The sequence below is a fragment of the Rhizobium anhuiense genome (assembly GCF_003985145.1).
Classification (GTDB): domain Bacteria; phylum Pseudomonadota; class Alphaproteobacteria; order Rhizobiales; family Rhizobiaceae; genus Rhizobium; species Rhizobium anhuiense.
This window is the reverse complement of sequence record NZ_ML133541.1, coordinates 45,916-69,560: the sequence shown is the minus strand read 5'-3', so window position 1 is coordinate 69,560 and position 23,645 is coordinate 45,916. Positions and strand designations below refer to the sequence as shown.

The window sequence follows — 23,645 nt, the reverse complement described above, 5'->3', positions numbered from 1 at the left end:
ACGCTGTCATACATACAGGTACATTTCGTGCCTCAATCCGGTGCCGAGCCGCGCTCTGCGGCCCACCGTATGAACCGACAAGAGGAAGCTAATGAGCGAGATTACGGCTGCAATGGTGAAGGAACTGCGCGAAAAGACCGGCGCAGGCATGATGGACTGCAAGAAGGCTCTTGCTGAAACCGGTGGCGACATGGAAGCGGCGATCGACTGGCTGCGCGCCAAGGGCATCGCCAAGGCCGACAAGAAGTCCGGCCGCACCGCCGCTGAAGGCCTCATCGGCGTTTCGAGCCAGGGCACCAAGGCCGTCGTCGTCGAAGTCAATTCCGAAACCGACTTCGTCGCCCGTAACGACGCCTTCCAGGATCTCGTCCGCGGCATCGCCAAGGTCGCCGTCTCCACAGACGGTACCGTCGAAGCCGTTGCGGCTGCGACCTACCCGGCATCGGGCAAGTCCGTTTCCGACACGATCAAGGATGCGATCGCAACGATCGGCGAGAACATGAACCTGCGCCGTTCGACCGCTCTCTCCGTCGAGGACGGCGTCGTCGCCACCTATATCCACAATGCTGTTTCCGACGGCCTCGGCAAGCTCGGCGTTCTCGTGGCGCTGAAGTCGACCGGCGACAAGGAAGCCCTGAACGCAATCGGCCGCCAGGTCGCCATGCACATCGCTGCGACCGCGCCGCTGGCGATCCGCCCGGAAGAAGTCGATGCCGCCGTCGCCGAGCGCGAGCGCAACGTCTTCATCGAGCAGTCGCGCGCTTCCGGCAAGCCTGACAACATCATCGAGAAGATGGTCGAAGGCCGTATGCGCAAGTTCTTCGAGGAAGTCGCCCTTCTCTCGCAGGCTTTCGTCATCAATCCGGATCTGACCGTCGCAGCCGCCATCAAGGAAGCTGAAAAGGCCGTTGGCGCGCCGATCGAAGTCGCCGGCATGGCCCGTCTTCTGCTCGGCGAAGGCGTCGAAAAGGAAGAGACCGATTTCGCAGCCGAAGTTGCGGCTGCCGTCAAGGGTTGATCTTCCAGCCATAATTGGGAAAACACCAGGGCATCGCGTGACAACGCGATGCCCTTCGTGTATCGGGCATTCACGGCAATTTACGAGGAGCCAAGATGTCTTTAGAGCCTGTCTATAAACGCGTTCTACTCAAGGCCTCCGGCGAAGCGCTCATGGGTGGCCAGGGTTTCGGGATCGATGTCGCGGTGGCGGACCGCATTGCATCTGACATCGCCGAGGCAAGGCATATGGGCGTGGAAGTCGGCGTCGTCGTCGGTGGCGGCAACATTTTCCGCGGTGTCGCGGTAGCGTCCAAGGGCGGCGACCGGGTCACCGGCGACCATATGGGCATGCTCGGCACCATCATCAATGCTCTGGCGCTGGCGACCTCGCTGCGCAAGCTGAACATCGATACGGTGGTGCTTTCCGCCATCTCCATGCCGGAGATCTGCGAGAGCTTTTCGCAGCGTGCAACCCTTTATCATCTGTCGATGGGACGCGTGGTGATCTTTGCCGGCGGCACCGGCAATCCCTTCTTCACCACCGATTCTGCCGCAGCTCTCCGCGCCGCCGAAATGGGCGCACAAGCGATCTTCAAGGGCACGCAGGTGGACGGGATCTACACCGCCGACCCGAAGAAATATCCCGATGCGACCCGCCTCGACCGCCTGACGCACCAGGAAGTGCTGGACAGGGGACTAGCGGTGATGGACGTTGCCGCCGTGGCGCTCGCCAGGGAGAATTCCATTCCGATTATCGTCTTCTCGATCCACGAGAAGGGCGGTTTTGCTGAAATCTTGACGGGCGGTGGCCTCAAGACCATCGTCTCCGACAACTGATATAAGCTGCGCCGCTTTATCAGGCGCAGCCCTGGCTAGAACATGATGATTTTAGGCCGGTTGGCCTGAAATCTGAATCATGTTCTACATTAAATAGTTAGAGCATGATGTCGTCCGAAAGCCGCTGACGCTTTTCGGCATCATGCTCTAGAGCATGTCGCGCAAAAGTGTGCAGCGGTTTTGCGATGACGGCATGCGCAAACCAAAGACCTAAAGCGCGGCAAGCGAATCTGAAAGATCGCGACGCGCTTTATACGGGAGCATCGACATGAGTGAAGGTATCGACATCAAGGAACTGAAGCGCCGCATGGATGGCGCGGTTTCCGCATTCAAGAGCGACATCGCATCGCTGCGCACCGGCCGGGCTTCGGCCAACATCCTCGATCCGGTAACGATCGAGGCCTACGGTTCGCGCATGCCGCTGAACCAGGTCGCCAACATCACCGTGCCCGAGCCGCGCATGCTGTCGGTTTCTGTCTGGGACAAGTCGATGGTCAGCGCCGTCGAGCGCGGTATTCGCGAATCCAATCTCGGTCTCAACCCGATCGTCGACGGCCAGAACCTGCGCATTCCGCTGCCGGAGCTGAACGAGGAGCGCCGCAAGTCGCTCGTCAAGGTGGCTCACGACTATGCTGAAAAGAGCAAGGTCGCGATTCGCCACGTCCGCCGCGACGGCATGGACGGCCTCAAGAAGGCCGAAAAGGATGGTGTAATCGGCCAGGACGAGAGCAGGGCGCAGTCGGAACGTGTACAGAAGATGACGGACGAGACGATTTCTGAAATCGACCGCTTGCTTGGCGAGAAGGAAAAGGAAATCATGCAGGTCTAGTGGATCTGTGCCTTTGCCTGGAAAGACCGGACGGGAAATGTCGGAATCTGTATTTGTGACCGTGCCTGAGCATGTTGCCATCATCATGGACGGCAATGGCCGTTGGGCCAAGCAGCGTGGCCTGCCGCGCACGATGGGCCATCGCAAGGGCGTCGAGGCGGTCCGCGAGACAGTGCGCGCCGCCGGTGCCGTCGGTATAAAATATCTGACCCTCTTTGCCTTCTCCTCGGAGAACTGGCGCCGGCCCGAGGCCGAGGTTTCCGATCTGCTCGGCCTGCTCAAGGCTTTCATTCGGCGCGACCTCGCCGAGCTTCATCGCCAGAATGTGCGCATCAAGGTGATCGGCGACCGCCACAGCCTGCGCAGCGACATTCTCGGTCTGCTGCTCGAGGCGGAGGAAACGACCAAGGACAACACGGCGCTGACGCTGGTCATCGCTTTCAACTATGGCTCGCGCGACGAGATCGCCCGCGCCGTGGTGAGTTTGGCCCGGGATGTCGAGGCCGGCTGCCTGAGGGCGCAGGACATCACCCCCGCGCTCATCAACGCCCGTCTCGACACGGCAGGCATCCCCGATCCGGATCTCATCATCCGCACCAGCGGCGAGGAGCGGCTTTCCAACTTCCTGCTCTGGCAGGCCGCCTATTCTGAATTCATCTTCCTTCCGGAATACTGGCCGGATTTCAGCCCCGAGATCTTCCGCCAGGCGCTCGAGAAATTCGCCTCTCGTGACCGGCGCTTCGGCGGCCTGTCGTCGCAGGCAGCCGCGGTCGGCACCTGATGCAGAGGGAATTGAAGCTCCGCATCGTTTCAGGACTGATTCTTGCGGTCATCGTTCTTGCCGCCACCTGGTATGGCGGTCTTGCCTTCCGTATCCTGGCGGCCGCGATCGGCCTGCTGATCTATTATGAATGGTCGAAAATAACAGGCATCGCGCGTGATTGGGTCGCCAATGCCGTCGGCTGGATCGGCGAGGCGGCAGTCGCCTTTCTCGTGCTTGTCGGCAATTTCGAATTCGCCGCCGGGATGCTGGCCGGCGTCACCGCCGTCGGCATCGCCCTGATCATCCTGCACGGCACGAGCCGCTGGTTTCCGGCTGGCCTGTTTTATGCCGGCGCCACCGGCCTGGCGCTCGCCGCGATCAGAAGCGATGACCGGCCTGGCCTTTATGCCATGCTCTTCGTCTTTGCCGTCGTCTGGGCAACCGATATCCTCGCCTATTTCGTCGGCAGGGCGCTCGGCGGACCGAAGCTTGCCCCTTCGATCTCGCCTGGAAAGACGTGGTCGGGCGCAATCGGCGGCGCCGTTTCAGCCGTCGCTGCCGGCGTCGTTCTCGTCCATTTTCTCCTTCCGGGCGCTGAAATCATCGCCGCCGGCGTAGCGCTGGTTCTGTCGGTTTGCAGCCAGTCGGGCGATCTTTTCGAATCTTTCATCAAACGGAAATTCGGCGTCAAGGATTCAAGCCATCTCATTCCGGGCCATGGCGGCGTCATGGACCGTGTCGACGGACTGATTTTTGCCTGTTTTTCGGCGTTCTTGCTAGCTGGGCTTTTTTCCCTGATAAAGGGGGCTGAGATGACCTCGCTCGGCGCGGCATTGTTCGGCCTCTGATGACGCGGCAGCTTGACGGAAGGGACTCATGGAAACGGTGACCGGCATATACGGATTCTTGATGGGGAATATCGTCACCTTCATCCTCGTGCTCTCGCTGCTCGTCTTCGTGCATGAGATGGGCCACTATCTCGTCGGGCGCTGGAGCGGCATTCGCATCCTTGCCTTTTCCGTCGGCTTCGGTCCGGAGATCTTCGGCTTCACCGACCGCCACGGAACACGCTGGAAGATTTCGGTGATCCCGCTGGGCGGTTATGTCCGGTTCTTCGGCGACGAAGACGCCTCGAGCAAGCCAGACGCCGACAAACTCGCCGCCATGTCCGAGGAAGACAGGGCACGCTCCTTTGCCGGCGCCAAGCTGTGGAAGCGCGCAGCCACCGTCGCAGCCGGCCCGATCGCCAATTTTCTGCTGGCGATCGCCATCTTCACCGTTCTTTTTTCTGTCTATGGCCGCATGATCGCCGATCCTGTCGTTGCCGAGGTCAAGCCGGATGGCGCCGCTGCTGCCGCCGGCATCCTTCCCGGCGACCTGCTGGTCGCCATCGACGGCAACAAGGTCGAGACCTTCGACGATGTGCGCCGCTATGTCAGCATCCGCCCGAGCCAGAAGATCGTCGTGACGATCGAGCGTGGCGGCGAGAAGCTCGATCTGCCGATGGTGCCGCAACGCACCGACCAGACCGACCAGTTCGGCAACAAGATCGAGCTGGGCCAGATCGGCATCGTCACCAATCAGCAGGCCGGCAACTTCCGCCTGAAGACCTATACGCCTCTCGAGGCGCTGCAGGAGGGCGTGATCCAGACTCGCGACATCGTCACCGGCACTTTCAAATATATCGGCAACATCTTCGCCGGAACGATGCGGGCCGACCAACTGGGTGGGCCGATCCGCGTGGCGCAAGCTTCGGGCCAGATGGCTACGCTTGGCATAGGCGCGGTGCTGCAGCTTGCGGCAATGCTTTCGGTTTCGATAGGATTGCTTAACCTGATGCCGGTTCCGGTACTTGATGGCGGCCACCTGATGTTCTATGCGGTGGAAGCGGTGAGGGGGAAGCCGCTGGGCTCCACGGCTCAGGAAATTGCATTTCGCATCGGCTTGGCAATGATATTGACATTAATGGTTTTCACGACCTGGAACGACATCGGCTCGATCAGAGGGTAAACGGGCAAGGCGAGGGAATTACTGTTTATTTACGATGTTTCAAGGCTGTAGTGGCGAATGGGTCACGCTTGCAAATGAAGTAAACAGAAATTAACGACCTCGCTTGCTTGTATGTCAAAAGCGGGTAAAACGACACACGTGACCGGAATCGGGTTCTCCCGGAGCCGGGGACGAGGGAAACAAAGGTAATAGGTGAAATGAAGGCTGGTTCAAAGTTTTTGAACGCAGTATCGGCGGTTGCGCTGTCTGCTAGTGTTGTTGCTTCGGGCGCAGGTGCTTTGACGTTCGTTTCCGCTACGGCTGCTGAGGCCGCCGTCATCCAGCGTATCGATGTGCGCGGCGCAAGCCGCGTCGGCGCGGAAGCCGTCCGGTCGAACCTCACCATCTCTCCCGGGAAGAGTTTTTCCAACAGCGATATCGATGCTTCGGTCAAGCAGCTTTACGGTACGGGTTACTTCTCCGACGTGAAGATCTCGGTCTCGGGAAGCACGCTCGTCGTCAACGTTCAGGAAGCTCAGCTCGTCAATCAGGTCGTCTTCAACGGCAACCGCAAGATCAAGGACGACAAGCTCGCGACCATCGTCCAGACCCATGCCGCCGGTCCCTACAGCGACACCCAGATCCAGTCCGACATTCAGTCGATCAAGGATGCCTACGCTGCCACCGGCCGCAGCGAGGTCGAAGTGACGACGCAGGTGGTGCCGCTCGGCGAAGGCCGCGTCAACCTTGCCTTCGTCATCAACGAAGGTGATCGCACCAAGATCGATTCGATCAACTTCGTCGGCAACAATGCCTACAGTGCCGGCCGCCTGGCTGCCGTCATCAATACCAAGCGTTCGAACTTCCTTTCGTTCCTGACCCGCAAGGACGTCTATAACGAAGACAAGCTCCACGCCGACGAAGAAGCGCTGCGCCAGTTCTATTACAATCGCGGCTACGCCGACATGCGCATCGTCTCTTCCGATGCCACCTTCGACGACGCGACCAACAAATACACGCTCACCTTCAACATCGAGGAAGGCCAGCGCTACGATTTCGGACCGGTGACCGTCCAGTCGACCGTCGAAGGCGTCGGTTCCGATCAGTTGCTGCCGCTCGTGCGCACCCATGAAGGTCGTGTCTACAGCGCCAAGGACGTGCAGAAGTCGATCGAGGCGATCTCCGATCAGGTGGCGTCTGCCGGTTATCCCTTTGCGCGCGTCACGCCGCGCGGCAACCGCGACCTCAACAACAATACGATCGGCGTCGAATATCTGGTCGACCAAGGCGAACGCGCCTATGTCGAGCGTATCGAGATCCGCGGCAACAGCCGCACGCGCGACTACGTGATCCGCCGCGAATTCGACATGAGCGAAGGCGACGCCTTCAATCAGCAGATGATCACCAAGGCCAAGCGTCGCCTCGAAGCGCTGGGTTACTTCTCTTCCGTCAATATCTCCACCCAGCCGGGCAGCTCGCCCGACCGTGTCGTGGTGGTCGTCGACGTGCAGGATCAGTCGACTGGTTCGTTCGGTGTCGGCGCGGGTTATGCCGCCGGCGGCGACGGTCTGCTGCTCGAAGCATCGATCGAGGAAAAGAACTTCCTCGGCCGCGGCCAGTATATCCGCATTTCGGCCGGCGGCGGTCAGGAAGGCTCGCGCGCCTACGGCGTCAGCTTCACCGAACCCTATTTCCTCGGCTATCGCCTGGCGGCAGGCTTCGACGTCAACCGCAGCGAAACGTCGAGCAACGACGACTATGACTACGAGGAAACCAGCGTCGTTCTGCGTGTGACCGCACCGATCACCGAAGATCTGGCGACGACCTTCCGCTATAACTACAAGCAGATGAAGTATGACGGCGATACCTCCGATCTTTCGGCGACCTATGCCAATCTGGTCGATGAGAGCCCGTGGACGCGCTCTTCCGTCTCGCAGACGCTGACCTACAACACGCTTGATGACACCGTCCTGCCGCGTGAAGGCATCTATGCGACGGCGACGCAGGAACTTGCCGGCCTCGGCGGCGACTCGCAGTTCTACAAGATCTACGGCAAGGCCCGTTACTACCATCTGCTCGCCGACGATGCCGACATCATCGGCTCGGTCTCGGCTTCGGCGGGTTATGTCGTCCCCCTCGGCGACCACCTGAATGTCTTCGATCAGTTCACCCTGACCAACGGCGATATTCGTGGCTTCGAGAACAAGGGGATCGGCCCACGCATCAGCGGGGATAATGATGACCCGCTCGGCGGCACGACCTATTTCACGGCGTCGGCGGAAGCGACCTTCCCGATGCCTGGCTTCCCGCGTGACTTCAACCTGCGCGGCGCCGTCTTTGCCGATGCCGGCACGCTGTTTGGCAATGATGTCGAGCTTCTCGGCTCCGATCAAGCGGAGGGCACCAGTGCTTCGCTGCGCGCTTCCGTCGGTGTCGGTGTTGTCTGGCAGTCTCCCTTCGGTGCATTGCGTCTGGATTACGCAATCCCGGTCCTCAAGGAAGACTTCGACAAGACGCAGAACTTCAAGTTTGGCATCAACAACCAATTCTGATATCGGCAGTCCGGAACTGTAAGACTCAATTCCGTTCTGGAGCATTGCCGATGGAGCAAAACGTTTTTTTTCTGCCCCATGAAGGTCTGAAGCTCGCTGAGCTGGCAGAGTTTCTTGGGGCAGAACTCGCCAATCCCGATCATGCCGATGTCATCGTCAGATCCGTGGCTCCCCTCAACCGGGCCCGGGCAGGCGATGTCTGCTATATCCTGTCGCGCCGCAGCCGCGATGAGCTGGTGACATGCGAAGCCTCGGCGGTGATCTGCGACAAGGCGCTCGTCGATCTCATCCCCGAGCACATTCCGGTCATTCTGTCGTCCAATCCGCACGCAGCCTTTGCGATGGCGGGCGGTCTGTTTTATCCCGCGGCCTTGCGCCCGGTCGTCTTTTCCAGTGAAAGCGAGATCGCGCCAAGTGCTGTGATCGATCCGAGCGCCAAGCTCGAAAAAGGTGTGATCGTCGAGCCGATGGCCGTCATCGGTGCGCATGCCGAGATCGGCGAGGGGACGCGCATCGGTGCGCACAGCATCATCGGCCCGGGCGTCAAGATCGGCCGGGATTGTTCGATTGCGGCCGGCGCGAGCATTCTCTGCGCGCTGATCGGCAATGGCGTCATCATTCACAACGGCGCCCGCATCGGCCAGGATGGTTTCGGCTATGCCCCGGGCCCGCGCGGTATGATCAAGATCGTCCAGATCGGCCGGGTGATCATCCAGGACAATGTCGAGATTGGCGCCAACACCACGATCGATCGCGGCGCCATGGACGATACGGTGATCGGCGAAGGCACCAAAATCGACAACCAGGTCCAGATCGGCCACAACGTTCAGATCGGCCGCCACTGTGCCGTCGTCGCCCAGGTCGGCATCGCCGGCAGCACAAAGATCGGCAATGGCGTGCAGATCGGCGGCCAGGTCGGCATCAAGGGGCATGTGACGATCGGTGACGGCGTGCAGATCGCCGCCAAAAGCGGTATCATGACCGACCTTGCCGCCGGCGGGCAATATGGCGGCGTACCCGCGCGCCCGCTAAAAGACTATCTGAGAGAGGCTGCGCAGCTGATGTCCAAGACCAAGCAGCGCGAGAGTAAACCTGGAGGCAAGCAAAATGACTGAGGAAGCCACGACAACGCTTTCTTCGGCTGACATCATCGAGATCATGAAGCTGCTGCCGCATCGTTACCCCTTCCTCTTGGTCGACAAGATCATCGAGATCGACGGCGACAACAGCGCGATTGGCATCAAGAACGTCACGGCGAATGAACCGCATTTCACCGGCCATTTTCCGGAAGCTCCGATCATGCCGGGCGTTCTCCTGATCGAAGGCATGGCTCAGACTGCGGGCGCGATCTGTGCCAAGAAGGAAGGCCAGCCGGGCAACCTCGTCTATTTCATGACCATCGAGAATGCGCGCTTCCGCAAGCCCGTCGTGCCCGGCGATCGCGTTGAATTCCATGTCAAGAAACACAAGCAGCGCGGCAATATCTGGAAATTCCATTGCGACGCCAAGGTTGACGGCGCGCTTGTCGCCGAGGCCGATATCGGCGCGATGATCGTTCGTAAGGATCAGGCATGAGCAATATCGCCGAAAGCGCCCTTATTCATCCGATGGCCGCCGTCGAAGACGGTGCCGTTATCGGTGAGGGCGTCAAGATCGGTCCCTTCTGCCATGTCGGGTCGCACGTCGTCCTGCATGCGAATGTCGAGCTTTTGTCGCATGCGGTCGTTACCGGCCGCACCGTGATCGGCAAGGGCACGCGCATCTTCCCGATGGCCGTCATCGGCGGCGATCCGCAGAGCGTGCATCACGGCGGTGAGGAGACGACGCTGACGGTCGGCGCCAACTGCACGATCCGCGAAGGCGTGACGATGAATACCGGCACCTCCGACTTCGGTGGCCAGACGATCGTCGGCGACAACAACCTCTTCCTCGCCAATTCCCACGTTGCGCATGACTGCCGCGTCGGCAATCACGTGATCATGTCGAACAACGTCATGCTCGCCGGCCACGTCGTCATCGAGGATCGTGTCATCCTGGGCGGCGGTTCTGCCGTTCACCAGTTCACCCGTGTCGGCCGTCAGGCCTTCGTCGGCGGGCTCTCGGCGGTCAGTTACGACGTCATTCCCTACGGCATGCTGAACGGCAATCCCGGGCTGCTGAGCGGCCTCAACGTCGTCGGCATGACGCGCGCCGGCATCGACCGCGCCGTCATTCACCGGGTGCGTCGCGCCTACAAGGCGATCTTCGAAGGAACGGGCTCCGTCCGCGAAAACGCTGCCGCCATCCGCGACGAATATGCCGATTGCGAGCAGGTGGTCCACATTCTCGACTTCATCGCCGCCGATAGCGACCGCGCCTTGTCCTCGCCGACCCGGGGGCAGAAGGGCTAGCCCGTGACATTTTCCGGCGAAACCGCTGCGGGCCGGCTGGCGATTATCGCCGGCGGCGGTCTTCTGCCTTCCTATGTTGCCGAAGCCGCGCGCGCCGCCGGCGAAAATCCGGTCATCGTCGCGCTGAAGGATGAAAGCGACCGGCGCTGGGAAGGCTATGATCACGCCGTCATCGGCATTGGTGATTTCGCCGCCCTCGATGGGTTGCTCAACCGGTATGGCATTAGCCGTGTCGTGATGTCGGGCAGTGTGCGCCGCCGCCCGGAATGGCGCGAGGTGCGCCCGACGCTGCGCATCCTGATGAAAGTGCCGGCCGCCATCCGCACCTTGCTGTCCGGCGGCGACGATACGGTTCTGCAGATGGTGATCCGCCTGATCGAGGGAAACGGCCGCCGCGTCGTTGGCGCCCATGAAATCGCCCCCGACCTGCTTGCCTCCGTCGGCCCGCTTGGTGCTGTGGCGCCCGGCGAGGACGACCGGCGTGATATCAGCCGTGCTGGCGAAGCCGCCGAAATGCTCGGCCGGCTCGATGTCGGGCAGGGCGCCGTCAGCATCGGCGGGCGTGTCGTCGCGCTGGAGGGTCTTGAAGGCACGGATGAGATGCTGGACCGCGTGACGGGTCTCAGAGCCGCCGGACGCATCTCGCCACGCCGCCGCGGCGCACTCGTCAAGCTCTGCAAGCCGCAGCAGGATATCCGCGCCGATCTGCCGGCGATCGGCGTATCCACGGTGCTGAACGCGAGGAAAGCCGGCCTTGCCGGTGTCGCCGTTGAGGCCGGCCGTTCACTGGTGCTCGATCGCGCCGCCGTCATCAAGGCCGCCGACGAGGCCGGGCTTTTCGTCTGCGGCATCGATCGCGGCCTGCCGGCATGGGGGCTTGTATGAACGGGGCGCCGCTGAAGATCGCCGTCATTGCCGGTGAGGTGTCGGGGGATCTGCTCGGCGCCGATCTCATCGCCGCCCTGAAACGGATTCATAGCGGACCGGTGGAACTGGTCGGCGTCGGCGGCGAGGCGCTGCAAGCAGAAGGCCTGAGATCGCTGTTCGATTTCTCCGAGTTGTCGATCATGGGCATCACCCAGGTGCTGAGCCGGCTGCCAAAACTCTATACCCTGATCCGCCGGACGACGGCTGAAATCATCGCCGCAAGGCCGGACATTCTTCTCATCATCGACAGCCCGGATTTCACCCATCGCGTTGCAAAGCGCGTCCGCACCGCGCTGCCCGATCTGCCTGTTGTCAATTATGTCTGTCCGAGCGTTTGGGCCTGGAAGGAATATCGCGCCACGCGCATGCTCGGCTATGTCGATCATGTGCTCGCCGTCCTGCCCTTCGAGCCGGAAGTGATGCGCACGCTCGGCGGCCCGGAGACGACTTATGTCGGCCATCGCCTGATTGCCGATCCGGCATTGCTCGAGGCGCGGCGGCTGCGCGCCGGCAGGCAGCCCGGCAACGGCCCGATCCTTCTTCTTCCCGGTTCGCGTTCATCCGAGATCAAGAATCTCGTGCCCTATTTCGAGGCCGCAGCGAAGGAGCTTGTTGCCCGCAATGGGCCGATGCGCTTCATTCTGCCGACGGTGACGCACAAGGAGGCGCTTGTCCGCGAAATGACGGCGGGGTGGGCGGTAAAACCGGAGATCGTCGTCGGCGCGGAAGCGAAATGGAAAGCCTTCTCCGAAGCCGATGCAGCCATGGCGGCGTCCGGAACTGTCATTCTTGAGCTGGCGCTTGCCGATGTGCCCGTCGTCTCCGCCTACAAGGTCGACTGGATCATGCGGTTGCTGACATCAACCATCAAGACCTGGACAGGCGCGCTGCCAAACCTGATCGCCGATTACGCGGTCGTGCCGGAATATCTCAACGATATCGTTCGCGGCGCCAGTCTCGCCCGCTGGATGGAAAGGCTGTCGGCCGACACCTACCAGCTGAAGGCGATGAAGGAAGGCTATGACCTTATCTGGCAGCGCATGCAGACCGAAAAGCCGCCCGGCGAGCATGCCGCCAAGATCCTTCTCGATGTCCTGAAAAAGAAAAAACCCGGCCGTTTCTGACCGGGTTTTCTTTTAGGCTTTGAAGCGATCAGCGCTTCGAAACCGGGATATAGTCGCGCTTGGGTTCGCCGACATAGAGCTGGCGCGGACGGCCGATGCGCTGTTCCGGATCCTCGATCATCTCGTTCCACTGCGCGATCCAGCCGACGGTGCGGGCGAGCGCGAAGAGCACGGTGAACATGGTCGTGGGGAAGCCGAGCGCCTTCAGCGTGATGCCGGAATAGAAGTCGATATTCGGATAGAGCTTCTTCTCGATGAAATATTCGTCGGTGAGCGCGATGCGCTCCAGCTCCATCGCCACTTCGAGCAACGGATCGTCCTTGATGCCGAGTTCGCCCAGCACTTCATGCGTCGTCTTCTGCATGATCTTGGCGCGCGGATCATAGTTCTTGTAGACGCGGTGGCCGAAGCCCATCAGGCGGAACGGGTCGTTCTTGTCCTTGGCGCGGGCGATATATTCCGGGATGTGGTCGACTGTGCCGATTTCGTTCAGCATGTTGAGCGCTGCTTCGTTGGCGCCGCCATGTGCAGGCCCCCAGAGGCAGGCGATGCCGGCCGCGATGCAGGCGAACGGGTTGGCGCCCGACGAACCGGCGAGACGGACGGTCGAGGTCGAAGCGTTCTGCTCGTGATCGGCATGCAGGATGAAAATGCGGTCCATGGCGCGAGCAAGCACCGGATTGACCACATATTCCTCGCAAGGCACGGCAAAGCACATGCGCAGGAAGTTCGACGCATAGTCGAGGTCGTTCTTCGGATAAACGAAGGGCTGGCCGATATGGTATTTGTAGGCCATGGCGGCGAGCGTCGGCATCTTGGCGATCATACGCAGGCTGGCGACCATGCGCTGGTGCGGATCGGTGATGTCTGTGGAGTCGTGATAGAAGGCTGACAGCGCGCCGACGCAGCCGCACATGACGGCCATCGGATGCGCATCGCGGCGGAAGCCGGTGAAGAAGCGGCTCATCTGCTCATGCACCATGGTGTGGTGCGTGACGCGATAATCGAAATCCTTCTTCTGCGCGGTGGTCGGCAGTTCGCCGTAGAGAAGCAGGTAGCAGACTTCCAGGAAGTCGCCATGCTCGGCGAGCTGCTCGATCGGATAGCCGCGATGCAGCAGAACACCTTCGTCGCCGTCGATGTAGGTGATTTTCGATTCACAGGATGCGGTCGAGGTAAAACCCGGATCGTACGTGAAGGAAGCCGTGTTCTTGTAGAGGGCACCGATATCGATGACGCTCGGGCCGATCGTGCCGCTCTTGACGGCAAGGTCGACAGATTTGTCACCGATTTTTATTGTAGCGCTTTGATCCGTCATGCTGATCCTCCGAAATGGCGGTGGCGCCTTAAAAGCGCCATAGGGGTTAAGCGTCCTCACCGATAGCTATATGATCGCGAAGCTAATGCCAAGTTACCGTGACGGCATTTTGTGCATTGCGGTATCACCTTTTAGGCACTGCAGCGATGAGCCGCGTGCATATCGGAAGCTGATGATTCGACTGGCCTTTTGGCACTCGCGATTTTCCCTCATATTTCAATCGATTATTCTTGCCGGATTTGATGGGAGGTTGCATTCTTGCCGCCTTGGCGGTTGAGCTTGGGCGGCGCATGCAGGAATTGACGACAGTCGAATTGCGGCCGGAAGCAGGCGCCGGCCTTGCCGATACCTCCGGTTTTTCTCCCCCTGCCGTGGTGTCGCGGCCGGCAAGGACGCAGTCGGCGACACCGTTGCGCCATCGCCTGCCGGCTTTGGCCTCGCAATCGCCGCGTGCCGGCAGGCGCATGCTGGGCGAGGAGGCGGATCATGGCCGCCTGCTGCTATTCTCGCCGGTCTTCCTCGGCGCCGGATCAGTCTTCTGGTTTCTTGGAGCATCGGATTTTCCGGTCATTGCACCGCTGCTCTGCCTATTGGTGCTGACGACCGCGGTTCTGATCGCCAGCCGTATGCGGGCGGCATTGCGGACCGTCCTGCTGGCGCTTGCACTTATGGCCGGTGGCATGGTCTCGGCGGAGTTCGAAAGCTGGCGGGCTTCGACCGTGATCCTCGACTCCGCCGTGACGACGACGGTGACCGGCCGTGTCGAACGGCGCGAAGGCGATGGTCGCGGCCGGTGGCGCTACATTCTGGCCGTCACCGGCACCGAGGCGCCGCAGGTGAAGCGGCCGCCGGAACGGATAACCGCGATCGCCCGCGGCGCCGACGCGCCTTTCGAGATCGGTGACATCATCACCGGCAGGGCTCGGCTGACACCACCGTCAGGCCCAGCACTTCCAGAGCTCAACGACTTCTCTTTCGGGGCCTATTTCGATGGCATCGGCGCCAATGGTTTCTTCTACGGCGCGCCGACGAAAGTCGATTTGCAGGCAGGCCCGCAGGCTGCCAGATCGACGGCGGAAGCCCTGCTCGAATGGCTTTACCGGCTGCGCAGCGGCATCGGCGACCGCATCCGATCGATTCTGCCCGGCGACACCGGCGCTTTTGCCGCTGCTCTGGTGACGGACGAACGGCGCGCCATCTCGAATGCGACCACGGAGGCGCTGCGCCAGTCCGGTCTGGCGCATATCATCGCCATCTCCGGACTCAACATGGCGCTGTCGGCCGGCATCTTCTTCGTCGGCTTCCGGATGCTGCTCAGCCTCTTTCCCGGCGTCGCCCAGGCCTATCCGACGAAGAAGATCGCCGCCGCCGGCGCGCTCATCGCCGTCACGGCCTATTTCCTGATCTCCGGCTTCGCGGTCTCGGCCGAACGCGCCTTCATCATGATGGCCATCATGCTGATTGCCGTCTTCTTTGACCGGCCGTCGATCAGCCTGCGCAATGTCGCTCTCTCCGCGCTCGTCATCCTCGTCATTTCGCCCTCCGAAGTCCTGGGGCCGAGCTTCCAGATGTCCTTTGCCGCAACCTTGGCGCTCGTGTCGGGCTATCAGCTGTGGAAGGATCGGCGCGTCCGCGAGAATGCCTTCCTGAAGCTGCCGATCGTCAGGCCTTTCGTCGCGGTTGCGGGGTTCTTCGGCGGTGTCTTCCTGACCTCGCTGATCGGCGGTTTCTCCACCGCACTGTTTTCGATCGAGCATTTTCATCGCCTGACCGCCTACGGCCTGCCGGCAAACCTCGCGACGATGCCGATCATCTCCTTCATCATCATGCCGGCCGGGTTGCTGGCGATGCTGCTCATGCCTTTCGGTCTGGACGTTTTGCCTTGGAAGATTGTCGGATTCGGCCTCGATCTGGTGATCGCCGTCGCCAAGACCGTGTCCGGCTGGGGTGGCGACATCGGCATCGGCCGCTTGCCCGCCTGGTATTTCGCGGTCGCCGTGGCAGGCTTCCTGCTGCTGACGCTGCTCCGCACTCGGCTGCGCCATATGGGCACGTCGATCATGTCAGTCGCAACGCTCATCCTGCTGCTTCTGCCGGTTCCCCGGCCGCCGGATCTGGTGATTTCGGAAGATGGCAGTCTCGTCGCGGTCGTCGAGGCGGCGGCAATGGCCTCCAACCGTGAAAACCCGCCGGATTTCATCTTCGACCAATGGCAGCGCGCGCTGGTCCTGCCGGCGCATGACCCGCCGAAGATGCTGGATGGTCCTGCTGTCCCGCCAGCGGGAGAGGACCGCCGCGTCAAGCTCTCCCGCGATCAGCAGAACGAAGCGAGGGCGGCGATGCGGGCGGCTGCAGCCGGCGGTGACGCAAACCGCTTTTCCTGCGTCAAGAAGGCCTGGTGCATATCAAGGCTTGGCAACGGTCATGTGGTCGCCGTCATCGACAATGCCGCCTATCTCGCTCCGGCCTGCGATGCGGCCGATATCGTGGTAACGTCGGTCCGCCTGCGTTTCAACAGCTGCCGCTCAGGCGCGACGCTCTTCACCGGCGAGACGTTGCGCCGGACCGGTTCCGTCGAGCTGCGGTTCGCGGAGGCCGGCATGGAGGTCACAACCGCATTCGATGATCTGTGGCGGCCATGGATCCGCCATCGCGCCTATGACTGGCGCAGCAACAGCTTTGTCGAAACCGGCCTGCAGGGTGTCAGTGATAGCGGCGAATAAGGCCGACGAGTTTGCCCTGCACCTTGACGCGGTCTGGCCCGAAGATCCGGGTCTCGTAAGCCGGGTTGGCCGCTTCCAGCGCGATCGAGGCGCCCTTGCGGCGGAAGCGTTTGAGCGTCGCTTCTTCGTCGTCGACGAGAGCAACGACGATGTCGCCAGGGCTTGCGGTGCTGCCATTGCGGATGATCACGGTGTCGCCGTCGAAAATGCCGGCGTCGATCATCGAATCACCCTTGACCTCCAGCGCGTAGTGTTCACCGGAGCCGAGCATATCGGCCGGAACGACGATGTCGTGGGTGTTGTTCTGGATTGCCGAGATCGGAACGCCGGCGGCGATCCGGCCCATGACCGGCACGGAGACTGAGTTGCCATTGTCGGCGACGGGTTTTGCAGGAGCGGGAGTGGCGACCGGCTGGGGCTTGCCCAGGCTGCCCTCAATGACGCTCGGCGAAAAGCCGCGCCGGGGCTGGATGCTGGGGCTATAGGCCTCCGGAAGCTTGATGACCTCGAGTGCGCGGGCCCGGTTCGGTAGGCGGCGAATGAAGCCACGCTCCTCGAGCGCAGTAATCAGCCGGTGAATCCCGGACTTCGAAGCGAGATCCAGGGCGTCCTTCATTTCGTCGAAAGACGGCGGAACGCCGGATTCCTTCATGCGCTCATGAATGAAGAGGAGAAGCTCCTGTTGTTTGCGCGTGAGCATCGACGTTGTGACCTCGTGATTGAAACAAATCCAGAACAGACACTATATGTTCCATATGTGTTCCGCAAGTAGCTAAATTTCCGTAAAACTTGGCGCCAACTCGTTGAGATTTTTATTTTCATTCGCCGGATTGGCCGACAAGTCTTGCCTTGCGCGGCACTGTCGCACATCTCTGCCGTGTGAGGAGAGGGGATACCATGAACGAGCATTCCGCCAAACCACGCCCGCTGGATCATGTCGTGCTGCCGGTCGTCAATATCGATCTGGCGCGCGAGAGGCTCGGCAAGCTGGGCTTTACCGTTGCCGCCGATGCGCGTCATCCCTTCGGAACGGAGAATGCCTGCGTCTTTTTTGCCGATAAGACCTATCTGGAGCCGCTCGGGATTGCGAGCGTTAGGGAAAGTGAAGCATCGGCGCGGCAAGGCAATGTCTTCACCGCCCGCAACCGCGCCTTCCGATTCCGCTGCGGCGAGGAAGGGCTTTCGGCGGTGGCCTTCGGCAGCGAGGATGCCGATATCGATCATCGGAATTTCGTCGGCGACGGAGCGAGCGCCGGCGAGATGCTGGCGTTCAGCCGGCCGATGACGATGCCGGATGGTTCTGAGAGCATTGCCGGCTTCAGGCTGGCCTTTGCCGGCGACCTGCGCGCGCCCGATCTCTTTCTCTTCACCGTCGAGCGCGTCAATCCGCTGCCGGCCGACCGCGGCGCGCTGGAGGCGCATGCCAATGGCGTCACCGGCATTGCCGAGGTGGTGCTTTGCGCGCCCGATGCGGCTGCCTTCGCCGCCTTCGTCAGTCTTGCCAGCGCGCAATCGGCAGTCGAGAACACCGGTTTCGGCGTCAAGATCGCGGCGTCGAATGTGAAAATCAGCCTGATGACGCCGGAGGGTTTGGAGGCCTATTTCGAGGTCGCCGTCCCATCCGCCGACCGCGGCCTGCGCGGCCGGGCGATTCTCTTCGCTGTCGCCGATCTTGCCGTGACAGAAGCGCATTTGGCTGCTAACGGGGTGACATATACGCGCAAGAACAATCGCATTCTGGTGAAGCCCGCGCCCGGGCAGGGCACGCTTTTCGCCTTCGAGGAAACACGATGAGCACAGATACGAATTCCCAAGTCAAGATCGGCGAGGGCCAGGGCCAGGTCACCTTTTCCAACACCGGCCGCCTGTCGCTGATTGCCGGCCCTTGCCAGATGGAGAGCAGCGACCACGCCTTCATGGTGGCCGGCACGCTGAAGGAGCTTTGCGGAAAGCTCGGCATCGGCCTCGTATACAAGAGCTCCTTCGACAAGGCGAACCGCACTTCGCTTTCGGCCGAACGCGGCATCGGCATTGAAAAGGGCATGGAGATCTTTGCCGACCTCAAGAAGGAATTCGGCTTTCCCCTCCTGACCGACGTTCATACCGCCGAACAATGCGCCGAGGTGGCAAAGACCGTCGATGTCCTGCAGATCCCGGCCTTCCTTTGCCGCCAGACCGATCTTCTCATCGCCGCCGCCAAGACCGGCCGCGTCGTCAATGTCAAGAAGGGCCAGTTCCTCGCTCCCTGGGATATGAAAAACGTCCTGAAGAAGCTCAACGCCAGCGGCAATCCGAACGTGCTGCTGTGCGAGCGCGGCGCCTCCTTTGGCTACAACACGCTGGTTTCCGACATGCGTTCGCTGCCGATCATGGCGTCGATGGGTGCTCCCGTTGTTTTCGACGCCACCCATTCCGTGGCGCAGCCGGGCGGGCAGGGCGATTCCTCGGGCGGCCAGCGGGAATTCGTGGAAACGCTGGCGCGCGCAGCGGTGGCGACCGGCATTGCCGGCGTCTTCCTCGAAACCCATCAGGACCCCGACAATGCGCCTTCCGACGGACCGAACATGGTCTATCTCAAGGACATGCCGCGGCTCCTCGAAAAGCTGCTTGCCTTCGATGCGGTCGCCAAGGCCTGATTACCCAGCTTGACGTTCAACAGTCTGACACGATCGCGCTATAAGCATGTCGCGCAAAACCAAAGAGCAAGGCGCGGACCAAGCGAATGTTAGAGATCGCGACGCGCTTTCGCCCACATCGGAACGCTGGTTCGAAGGCTGGCAATTGCGGCATTGTAATTTGCTCGCCTTCGATTAAGACAGGTTTCGAACGACTTATCACCCACTGAGCAGGAAGAACCCATGACTGCAATCACCGATATCATCGCCCGCGAGATTCTCGATAGCCGTGGCAATCCCACCGTCGAAGTCGATGTCTATCTCGAAGACGGCAGCATGGGCCGTGCGGCTGTTCCCTCGGGCGCCTCGACGGGCGCGCATGAGGCGGTCGAACTGCGCGACGGCGGCAAGCGCTACCTCGGCAAGGGCGTCCAGAAGGCGGTCGACGCCGCCAACACCGAGATCTTCGATGCGATCGGCGGCATCGACGCCGAAAACCAGATCCAGATCGACAACATCATGATCGAGCTGGACGGCACGCCGAACAAGTCGCGCCTCGGCGCCAACGCCATCCTCGGCGTGTCGCTCGCCGTCGCCAAGGCTGCCGCCCAGGCCTCCGGCCTGCCGCTCTACCGTTATGTCGGCGGCGCTTCCGCCAGCCTGCTGCCGGTGCCGATGATGAACATCATCAACGGCGGCGCCCATGCCGACAACCCGATCGATTTCCAGGAATTCATGATCCTGCCGGTCGGCGCCGATACGATCGCCGAAGCCGTGCGCATGGGTTCGGAAGTCTTCCATACGCTCCGCAAGGAACTTGCCGCACAGGGCCACAACACCAATGTCGGCGACGAAGGCGGTTTCGCACCGGGCCTGAAGAGCGCTTCCGAAGCCCTCGACTTCATCGTCAAGTCGGTCGAAAAAGCCGGCTACAAGCCGGGCGAGGACATCTACCTCGGCCTCGATTGCGCCTCGACGGAATTCTTCAAGGACGGCAAATATGTTCTCGAAGGGGAAGGCCGCACGCTCGAATCGGGCGCCATGGCCGAATATCTGGCCGAACTCGCCGCCAAGTACCCGATCATCTCGATCGAGGACGGCATGGCTGAGGACGACTGGGATGGCTGGAAGACGCTGACCGACCTGACCGGCAAGAAGACCCAGCTCGTCGGCGACGATCTCTTCGTCACCAACTCTGCCCGCCTTCGCGATGGCATCCGCATGGGTGTCGCCAACTCGATCCTCGTCAAGGTCAACCAGATCGGCTCGCTGACCGAAACCCTCGACGCCGTCAACACGGCGCACAAGGCAGCCTATACCGCCGTCATGTCTCACCGCTCCGGCGAAACGGAAGATTCGACCATCGCCGATCTCGCGGTCGCCACCAACTGCGGTCAGATCAAGACCGGCTCGCTGTCGCGTTCCGACCGTCTTGCCAAGTACAACCAGCTGATCCGTATCGAAGAAGGCCTCGGTCCTCAGGCCCAGTATGCCGGCCGCTCGATCATTCGCGGCTGATCGCATCTGATTTTCAACGGTTCGACCCGCGCCTCTCCGGCGCGGGTTTTTTGTTGCTCTTTTTTAGAGTCAACGAACGGTTAATCTCTGCGCTGTAGATTGAGCGAATTGGTAATGCGTTCAAGAGCATGCGTGTATGTGGACAAAGCATCATAAGAAGAGAAAGCTCGGCCGCTTCGTCATTCCGGCCATGACGGTCGCCTTCCTTTCCTATTTCGGTTATCACTGCATTCACGGCGATTACGGCCTGCGCGCGACGGAAGCGTTCGAGCACCAGCGTGTCGCGCGTGAAAAAGAGCTTGCAGTCTTAAAGACGAAGCGCGAACATCTGGAAAATCAGGTCGCGCTGCTCAGTGACGGCTCGCTCGACAAGGACATGCTGGACGAAAAAGCGCGCTATCAGCTCAATGTGTCGCGCGCGGACGAGATCGTCATATTCAACCATTATTCCAATTAACCGGAAACAGGTTAATTGGAATTTCAGGCGTTTTATCAACGATTTAGCGCCGAATACGAGCCATGCAATTATGGCATTGCTGTGGTCATATTTCTTCCCTATGGTACGCGCCACCAAGAACCGACAAACCCATAGGGAGGGTTGAATGGCGCCGCGAAAGACCGCGACCGTTTCCAGCCGCAAAACTGCAGCAAAACCCGCAGCCAAAGCATCGAATGGAGGCCCGGTAGCCGACTTCGATCGCGATGAGGAGCTCAAGGCCTATCGCGAAATGCTGCTGATCCGCCGCTTCGAGGAGAAGGCCGGTCAGCTTTACGGCATGGGCTTCATCGGCGGCTTTTGCCACCTCTACATCGGTCAGGAAGCTGTCGTCGTCGGCATGCAGATGGCGCAGAAGGAAGGCGACCAGGTCATCACCGCCTATCGCGACCACGGCCATATGCTGGCGACCGGCATGGAAGCGCGTGGCGTCATGGCGGAACTGACCGGGCGCCGCAGCGGCTATTCCCACGGGAAGGGCGGCTCGATGCACATGTTCTCGAAAGAGAAGCATTTCTACGGCGGTCACGGCATCGTCGGGGCCCAGGTCTCGCTCGGAACCGGTCTGGCTTTCGCAAACAGCTACCGCGGCAACGGCAATGTCTCGATCGCCTATTTCGGCGACGGCGCTGCCAACCAGGGCCAGGTTTACGAGAGCTTCAACATGGCGGCTCTCTGGAAACTGCCGATCGTCTATATCGTCGAGAACAACCGTTACGCCATGGGCACCTCGACCGCCCGCGCCACGGCGCAGTCGAACTATTCGCTGCGCGGCTCCGGCTTCGGCATCCCCGGCATTCAGGTCGATGGCATGGACGTTCGCGCCGTCAAGGCGGCGGCCGACGAGGCGCTCGAACATTGCCGCTCCGGCAAGGGCCCGATCATTCTCGAAATGCTGACCTATCGTTATCGCGGTCACTCCATGTCCGATCCGGCGAAGTATCGCTCCAAGGACGAAGTGCAGAAGATGCGCTCCGAGCATGACCCGATCGAACAGGTCAAGGCGCGCCTCATCGAAAAGGGCTGGGCCTCCGAAGACGATCTGAAGGCGATCGACAAGGATGTCCGCGACATCGTCGCCGACAGCGCCGACTTCGCCCAGGCCGATCCGGAGCCGGATGCATCCGAGCTCTACACCGACATTCTGCTCTAATCGGGGGAGGGAACCCATGCCTATCGATATCCTCATGCCCGCCCTCTCTCCGACGATGGAAGAAGGCACGCTGTCCAAATGGCTGAAGCAGGAAGGTGACAAGGTCACCTCAGGCGACGTGATCGCCGAAATCGAAACCGACAAGGCGACGATGGAAGTCGAAGCCGTCGATGAAGGTGTCATCGGCAAGCTGCTCGTCGATGCCGGCACCGAAGGTGTCAAGGTCAACACCAAGATCGCCGTGCTGCTGCAGGATGGCGAATCCGCCGCCGATCTCTCCGCCGCCAAGCCGGCCGCAGCAGCCGCGCCTGCCGTTGCCCAGGAAGAGAAGCCGACCGAAACCGGTTCGGCCTCCGCGCCGCTTCCGGCCGAGCCGAAGGCCGTCGTTCCGAATGACCCCGAAATTCCTGCCGGCACCGAAATGGTGTCGACGACCGTGCGCGAAGCGCTCCGCGACGCCATGGCCGAGGAAATGCGCGCCAATGAAGACGTCTTCGTCATGGGCGAAGAAGTTGCCGAATATCAGGGCGCCTACAAGGTCACGCAGGGCCTGCTGCAGGAATTCGGCCCCCGCCGCGTCATCGATACGCCGATCACCGAGCACGGCTTTGCCGGCGTCGGCGTCGGCGCTGCCATGGCTGGCCTTCGCCCGATCGTCGAATTCATGACCTTCAACTTCGCCATGCAGGCGATCGACCACATCATCAACTCCGCCGCCAAGACGCTCTATATGTCCGGCGGCCAGATGGGCGCTCCGATCGTCTTCCGCGGCCCGAACGGTGCCGCAGCTCGCGTCGGCGCCCAGCACAGCCAGGACTATGCTGCCTGGTACTCCGCAATCCCCGGCCTGAAGGTCGTCATGCCTTACACGGCATCCGACGCCAAGGGCCTGCTGAAGGCTGCGATCCGCGATCCGAATCCGGTGATCTTCCTCGAGAACGAAATTCTCTACGGTCAGCACTTCGATGTGCCGAAGCTCGACAATTTCGTCCTGCCGATCGGCAAGGCCCGCATCCATCGCCCGGGCAAGGACGTCACGGTGGTCTCCTTCGGCATCGGCATGACTTATGCGACCAAGGCGGCGGCCGAACTCGAAAAGATCGGCATCGACGTCGAACTGATCGACCTTCGCACCATTCGCCCGATGGACCTGCCGACCGTTATCGAATCGGTGAAGAAGACCGGCCGTCTGGTCACCGTCGAGGAAGGTTATCCGCAATCGTCGGTCGGCACCGAAATCGCCACCCGCGTCATGCAGCAGGCCTTCGATTATCTCGATGCGCCGATCCTGACGATTGCGGGCAAGGACGTTCCGATGCCCTACGCCGCCAATCTCGAAAAGCTCGCACTTCCGAACGTCGGCGAAGTCGTCGATGCGGTGAAGGCTGTTTGCTACAAATAAGGGGAGGGCA

21 protein-coding genes are annotated in these 23,645 nt (G+C 61.2%); 19 read left to right on the top strand and 2 right to left on the bottom strand.

The window, feature by feature from the left end; genetic code table 11:
- Nucleotides 1-91 precede the first annotated feature (91 nt).
- The 12 genes from tsf to lpxB all read left to right on the top strand — a co-directional run bounded on the left by tsf (nucleotide 92) and on the right by lpxB (nucleotide 12,410).
- Complete coding sequence (gene tsf / locus EEQ99_RS31605) at nucleotides 92-1,018, top strand: translation elongation factor Ts (RefSeq protein WP_047614958.1); 927 nt, start codon at nucleotides 92-94, stop codon at nucleotides 1,016-1,018.
- A gap of 95 nt (nucleotides 1,019-1,113) precedes the next feature.
- Nucleotides 1,114-1,836, top strand: coding sequence for a UMP kinase (gene pyrH / locus EEQ99_RS31600; protein ID WP_047614960.1), 723 nt, complete (start codon nucleotides 1,114-1,116; stop codon nucleotides 1,834-1,836).
- 268 nt (nucleotides 1,837-2,104) lie between these two features.
- Entirely contained in the window at nucleotides 2,105-2,665 is a 561-nt protein-coding gene (gene frr / locus EEQ99_RS31590) for a ribosome recycling factor (RefSeq protein ID WP_028757647.1), read from the top strand.
- 37 nt (nucleotides 2,666-2,702) lie between these two features.
- Nucleotides 2,703-3,446, top strand: a complete 744-nt coding sequence (locus EEQ99_RS31585; RefSeq protein WP_028757646.1) for an isoprenyl transferase — start codon at nucleotides 2,703-2,705, stop codon at nucleotides 3,444-3,446.
- A complete protein-coding gene (locus EEQ99_RS31580; RefSeq protein ID WP_097623115.1) occupies nucleotides 3,446-4,276 on the top strand; it encodes a phosphatidate cytidylyltransferase in 831 nt (276 codons plus the stop codon). Before EEQ99_RS31585 ends, EEQ99_RS31580 begins: the two co-directional genes overlap by 1 nt.
- A gap of 28 nt (nucleotides 4,277-4,304) precedes the next feature.
- Nucleotides 4,305-5,438, top strand: a complete 1,134-nt coding sequence (rseP, locus tag EEQ99_RS31575; RefSeq protein WP_047614964.1) for an RIP metalloprotease RseP — start codon at nucleotides 4,305-4,307, stop codon at nucleotides 5,436-5,438.
- Nucleotides 5,439-5,635: 197 nt separating this feature from the next.
- On the top strand, nucleotides 5,636-7,969 hold the full coding sequence (bamA, locus tag EEQ99_RS31570) for an outer membrane protein assembly factor BamA (protein WP_047614966.1): 2,334 nt from the start codon (nucleotides 5,636-5,638) through the stop codon (nucleotides 7,967-7,969).
- Between the two features lie 50 nt (nucleotides 7,970-8,019).
- Nucleotides 8,020-9,084, top strand: a complete 1,065-nt coding sequence (gene lpxD / locus EEQ99_RS31565; RefSeq protein WP_097544384.1) for a UDP-3-O-(3-hydroxymyristoyl)glucosamine N-acyltransferase — start codon at nucleotides 8,020-8,022, stop codon at nucleotides 9,082-9,084.
- Nucleotides 9,077-9,544: a 3-hydroxyacyl-ACP dehydratase FabZ gene (gene fabZ, locus EEQ99_RS31560; RefSeq protein ID WP_047614969.1), complete on the top strand. Its 468-nt coding sequence runs from the start codon at nucleotides 9,077-9,079 to the stop codon at nucleotides 9,542-9,544. The genes lpxD and fabZ overlap by 8 nt, the downstream gene beginning before the upstream one ends.
- A complete protein-coding gene (gene lpxA, locus EEQ99_RS31555; RefSeq protein ID WP_047614971.1) occupies nucleotides 9,541-10,359 on the top strand; it encodes an acyl-ACP--UDP-N-acetylglucosamine O-acyltransferase in 819 nt (272 codons plus the stop codon). The genes fabZ and lpxA overlap by 4 nt, the downstream gene beginning before the upstream one ends.
- 3 nt (nucleotides 10,360-10,362) lie before the next feature.
- Nucleotides 10,363-11,244, top strand: a complete 882-nt coding sequence (locus EEQ99_RS31550; RefSeq protein ID WP_127431753.1) for an LpxI family protein — start codon at nucleotides 10,363-10,365, stop codon at nucleotides 11,242-11,244.
- Nucleotides 11,241-12,410 carry a lipid-A-disaccharide synthase gene (gene lpxB, locus EEQ99_RS31545; protein ID WP_063475509.1) on the top strand — a complete coding sequence of 390 codons (1,170 nt, stop codon included), beginning with the start codon at nucleotides 11,241-11,243 and terminating at the stop codon, nucleotides 12,408-12,410. Before EEQ99_RS31550 ends, lpxB begins: the two co-directional genes overlap by 4 nt.
- Before the next feature lie 28 nt (nucleotides 12,411-12,438).
- Here the strand turns inward: lpxB and gltA are convergent, their stop codons facing one another.
- On the bottom strand, nucleotides 12,439-13,728 hold the full coding sequence (gltA, locus tag EEQ99_RS31540) for a citrate synthase (protein WP_047614976.1): 1,290 nt from the start codon (nucleotides 13,726-13,728) through the stop codon (nucleotides 12,439-12,441).
- Nucleotides 13,729-14,018: 290 nt separating this feature from the next.
- Here gltA and EEQ99_RS31535 point away from each other — a divergent pair, with 290 nt between their 5' ends.
- Nucleotides 14,019-16,451 (top strand): ComEC/Rec2 family competence protein, encoded by a 2,433-nt coding sequence (locus EEQ99_RS31535; protein WP_127431761.1) that lies wholly within the window; start codon nucleotides 14,019-14,021, stop codon nucleotides 16,449-16,451.
- Here EEQ99_RS31535 and lexA read toward each other — a convergent pair.
- The gene (gene lexA / locus EEQ99_RS31530) at nucleotides 16,432-17,151 is read right to left on the bottom strand and encodes a transcriptional repressor LexA (protein ID WP_003539306.1); all 720 of its coding nucleotides are present in this window, start codon (nucleotides 17,149-17,151) and stop codon (nucleotides 16,432-16,434) included. The two genes, EEQ99_RS31535 and lexA, sit on opposite strands and share 20 nt — an antisense overlap.
- A gap of 197 nt (nucleotides 17,152-17,348) precedes the next feature.
- On the opposite strand from lexA, the gene EEQ99_RS31525 reads away from it, so the two are divergent.
- The 6 genes from EEQ99_RS31525 to EEQ99_RS31500 all read left to right on the top strand — a co-directional run bounded on the left by EEQ99_RS31525 (nucleotide 17,349) and on the right by EEQ99_RS31500 (nucleotide 23,635).
- A complete protein-coding gene (locus EEQ99_RS31525; protein ID WP_127431752.1) occupies nucleotides 17,349-18,245 on the top strand; it encodes a VOC family protein in 897 nt (298 codons plus the stop codon).
- Nucleotides 18,242-19,087 carry a 3-deoxy-8-phosphooctulonate synthase gene (gene kdsA, locus EEQ99_RS31520; RefSeq protein ID WP_127431751.1) on the top strand — a complete coding sequence of 282 codons (846 nt, stop codon included), beginning with the start codon at nucleotides 18,242-18,244 and terminating at the stop codon, nucleotides 19,085-19,087. The genes EEQ99_RS31525 and kdsA overlap by 4 nt, the downstream gene beginning before the upstream one ends.
- 222 nt (nucleotides 19,088-19,309) lie before the next feature.
- Nucleotides 19,310-20,584, top strand: a complete 1,275-nt coding sequence (gene eno / locus EEQ99_RS31515) for a phosphopyruvate hydratase (RefSeq protein WP_047615742.1) — start codon at nucleotides 19,310-19,312, stop codon at nucleotides 20,582-20,584.
- A gap of 136 nt (nucleotides 20,585-20,720) precedes the next feature.
- Nucleotides 20,721-21,041 carry an FtsB family cell division protein gene (locus EEQ99_RS31510; RefSeq protein WP_047614982.1) on the top strand — a complete coding sequence of 107 codons (321 nt, stop codon included), beginning with the start codon at nucleotides 20,721-20,723 and terminating at the stop codon, nucleotides 21,039-21,041.
- Between the two features lie 145 nt (nucleotides 21,042-21,186).
- Complete coding sequence (gene pdhA / locus EEQ99_RS31505; RefSeq protein ID WP_047614983.1) at nucleotides 21,187-22,233, top strand: pyruvate dehydrogenase (acetyl-transferring) E1 component subunit alpha; 1,047 nt, start codon at nucleotides 21,187-21,189, stop codon at nucleotides 22,231-22,233.
- Nucleotides 22,234-22,249: 16 nt separating this feature from the next.
- Nucleotides 22,250-23,635, top strand: a complete 1,386-nt coding sequence (locus EEQ99_RS31500; protein WP_063475513.1) for a pyruvate dehydrogenase complex E1 component subunit beta — start codon at nucleotides 22,250-22,252, stop codon at nucleotides 23,633-23,635.
- Nucleotides 23,636-23,645 lie beyond the last annotated feature (10 nt).

Coding starts and splice junctions, on each gene's coding strand:
- frr (WP_028757647.1), top strand. CDS start 2,105: ATGAGTGAAGGTATCGACATCAAGGAACTGAAGCGCCGCATGGATGGC.
- tsf (WP_047614958.1), top strand. CDS start 92: ATGAGCGAGATTACGGCTGCAATGGTGAAGGAACTGCGCGAAAAGACC.
- lpxA (WP_047614971.1), top strand. CDS start 9,541: ATGAGCAATATCGCCGAAAGCGCCCTTATTCATCCGATGGCCGCCGTC.
- EEQ99_RS31525 (WP_127431752.1), top strand. CDS start 17,349: ATGAACGAGCATTCCGCCAAACCACGCCCGCTGGATCATGTCGTGCTG.
- EEQ99_RS31500 (WP_063475513.1), top strand. CDS start 22,250: ATGCCTATCGATATCCTCATGCCCGCCCTCTCTCCGACGATGGAAGAA.
- EEQ99_RS31510 (WP_047614982.1), top strand. CDS start 20,721: ATGTGGACAAAGCATCATAAGAAGAGAAAGCTCGGCCGCTTCGTCATT.
- pyrH (WP_047614960.1), top strand. CDS start 1,114: ATGTCTTTAGAGCCTGTCTATAAACGCGTTCTACTCAAGGCCTCCGGC.
- rseP (WP_047614964.1), top strand. CDS start 4,305: ATGGAAACGGTGACCGGCATATACGGATTCTTGATGGGGAATATCGTC.
- eno (WP_047615742.1), top strand. CDS start 19,310: ATGACTGCAATCACCGATATCATCGCCCGCGAGATTCTCGATAGCCGT.
- EEQ99_RS31585 (WP_028757646.1), top strand. CDS start 2,703: ATGTCGGAATCTGTATTTGTGACCGTGCCTGAGCATGTTGCCATCATC.
- fabZ (WP_047614969.1), top strand. CDS start 9,077: ATGACTGAGGAAGCCACGACAACGCTTTCTTCGGCTGACATCATCGAG.
- lpxD (WP_097544384.1), top strand. CDS start 8,020: ATGGAGCAAAACGTTTTTTTTCTGCCCCATGAAGGTCTGAAGCTCGCT.
- lexA (WP_003539306.1), bottom strand. CDS start 17,151: ATGCTCACGCGCAAACAACAGGAGCTTCTCCTCTTCATTCATGAGCGC.
- bamA (WP_047614966.1), top strand. CDS start 5,636: ATGAAGGCTGGTTCAAAGTTTTTGAACGCAGTATCGGCGGTTGCGCTG.
- lpxB (WP_063475509.1), top strand. CDS start 11,241: ATGAACGGGGCGCCGCTGAAGATCGCCGTCATTGCCGGTGAGGTGTCG.
- pdhA (WP_047614983.1), top strand. CDS start 21,187: ATGGCGCCGCGAAAGACCGCGACCGTTTCCAGCCGCAAAACTGCAGCA.
- gltA (WP_047614976.1), bottom strand. CDS start 13,728: ATGACGGATCAAAGCGCTACAATAAAAATCGGTGACAAATCTGTCGAC.
- EEQ99_RS31580 (WP_097623115.1), top strand. CDS start 3,446: ATGCAGAGGGAATTGAAGCTCCGCATCGTTTCAGGACTGATTCTTGCG.
- EEQ99_RS31535 (WP_127431761.1), top strand. CDS start 14,019: ATGCAGGAATTGACGACAGTCGAATTGCGGCCGGAAGCAGGCGCCGGC.
- kdsA (WP_127431751.1), top strand. CDS start 18,242: ATGAGCACAGATACGAATTCCCAAGTCAAGATCGGCGAGGGCCAGGGC.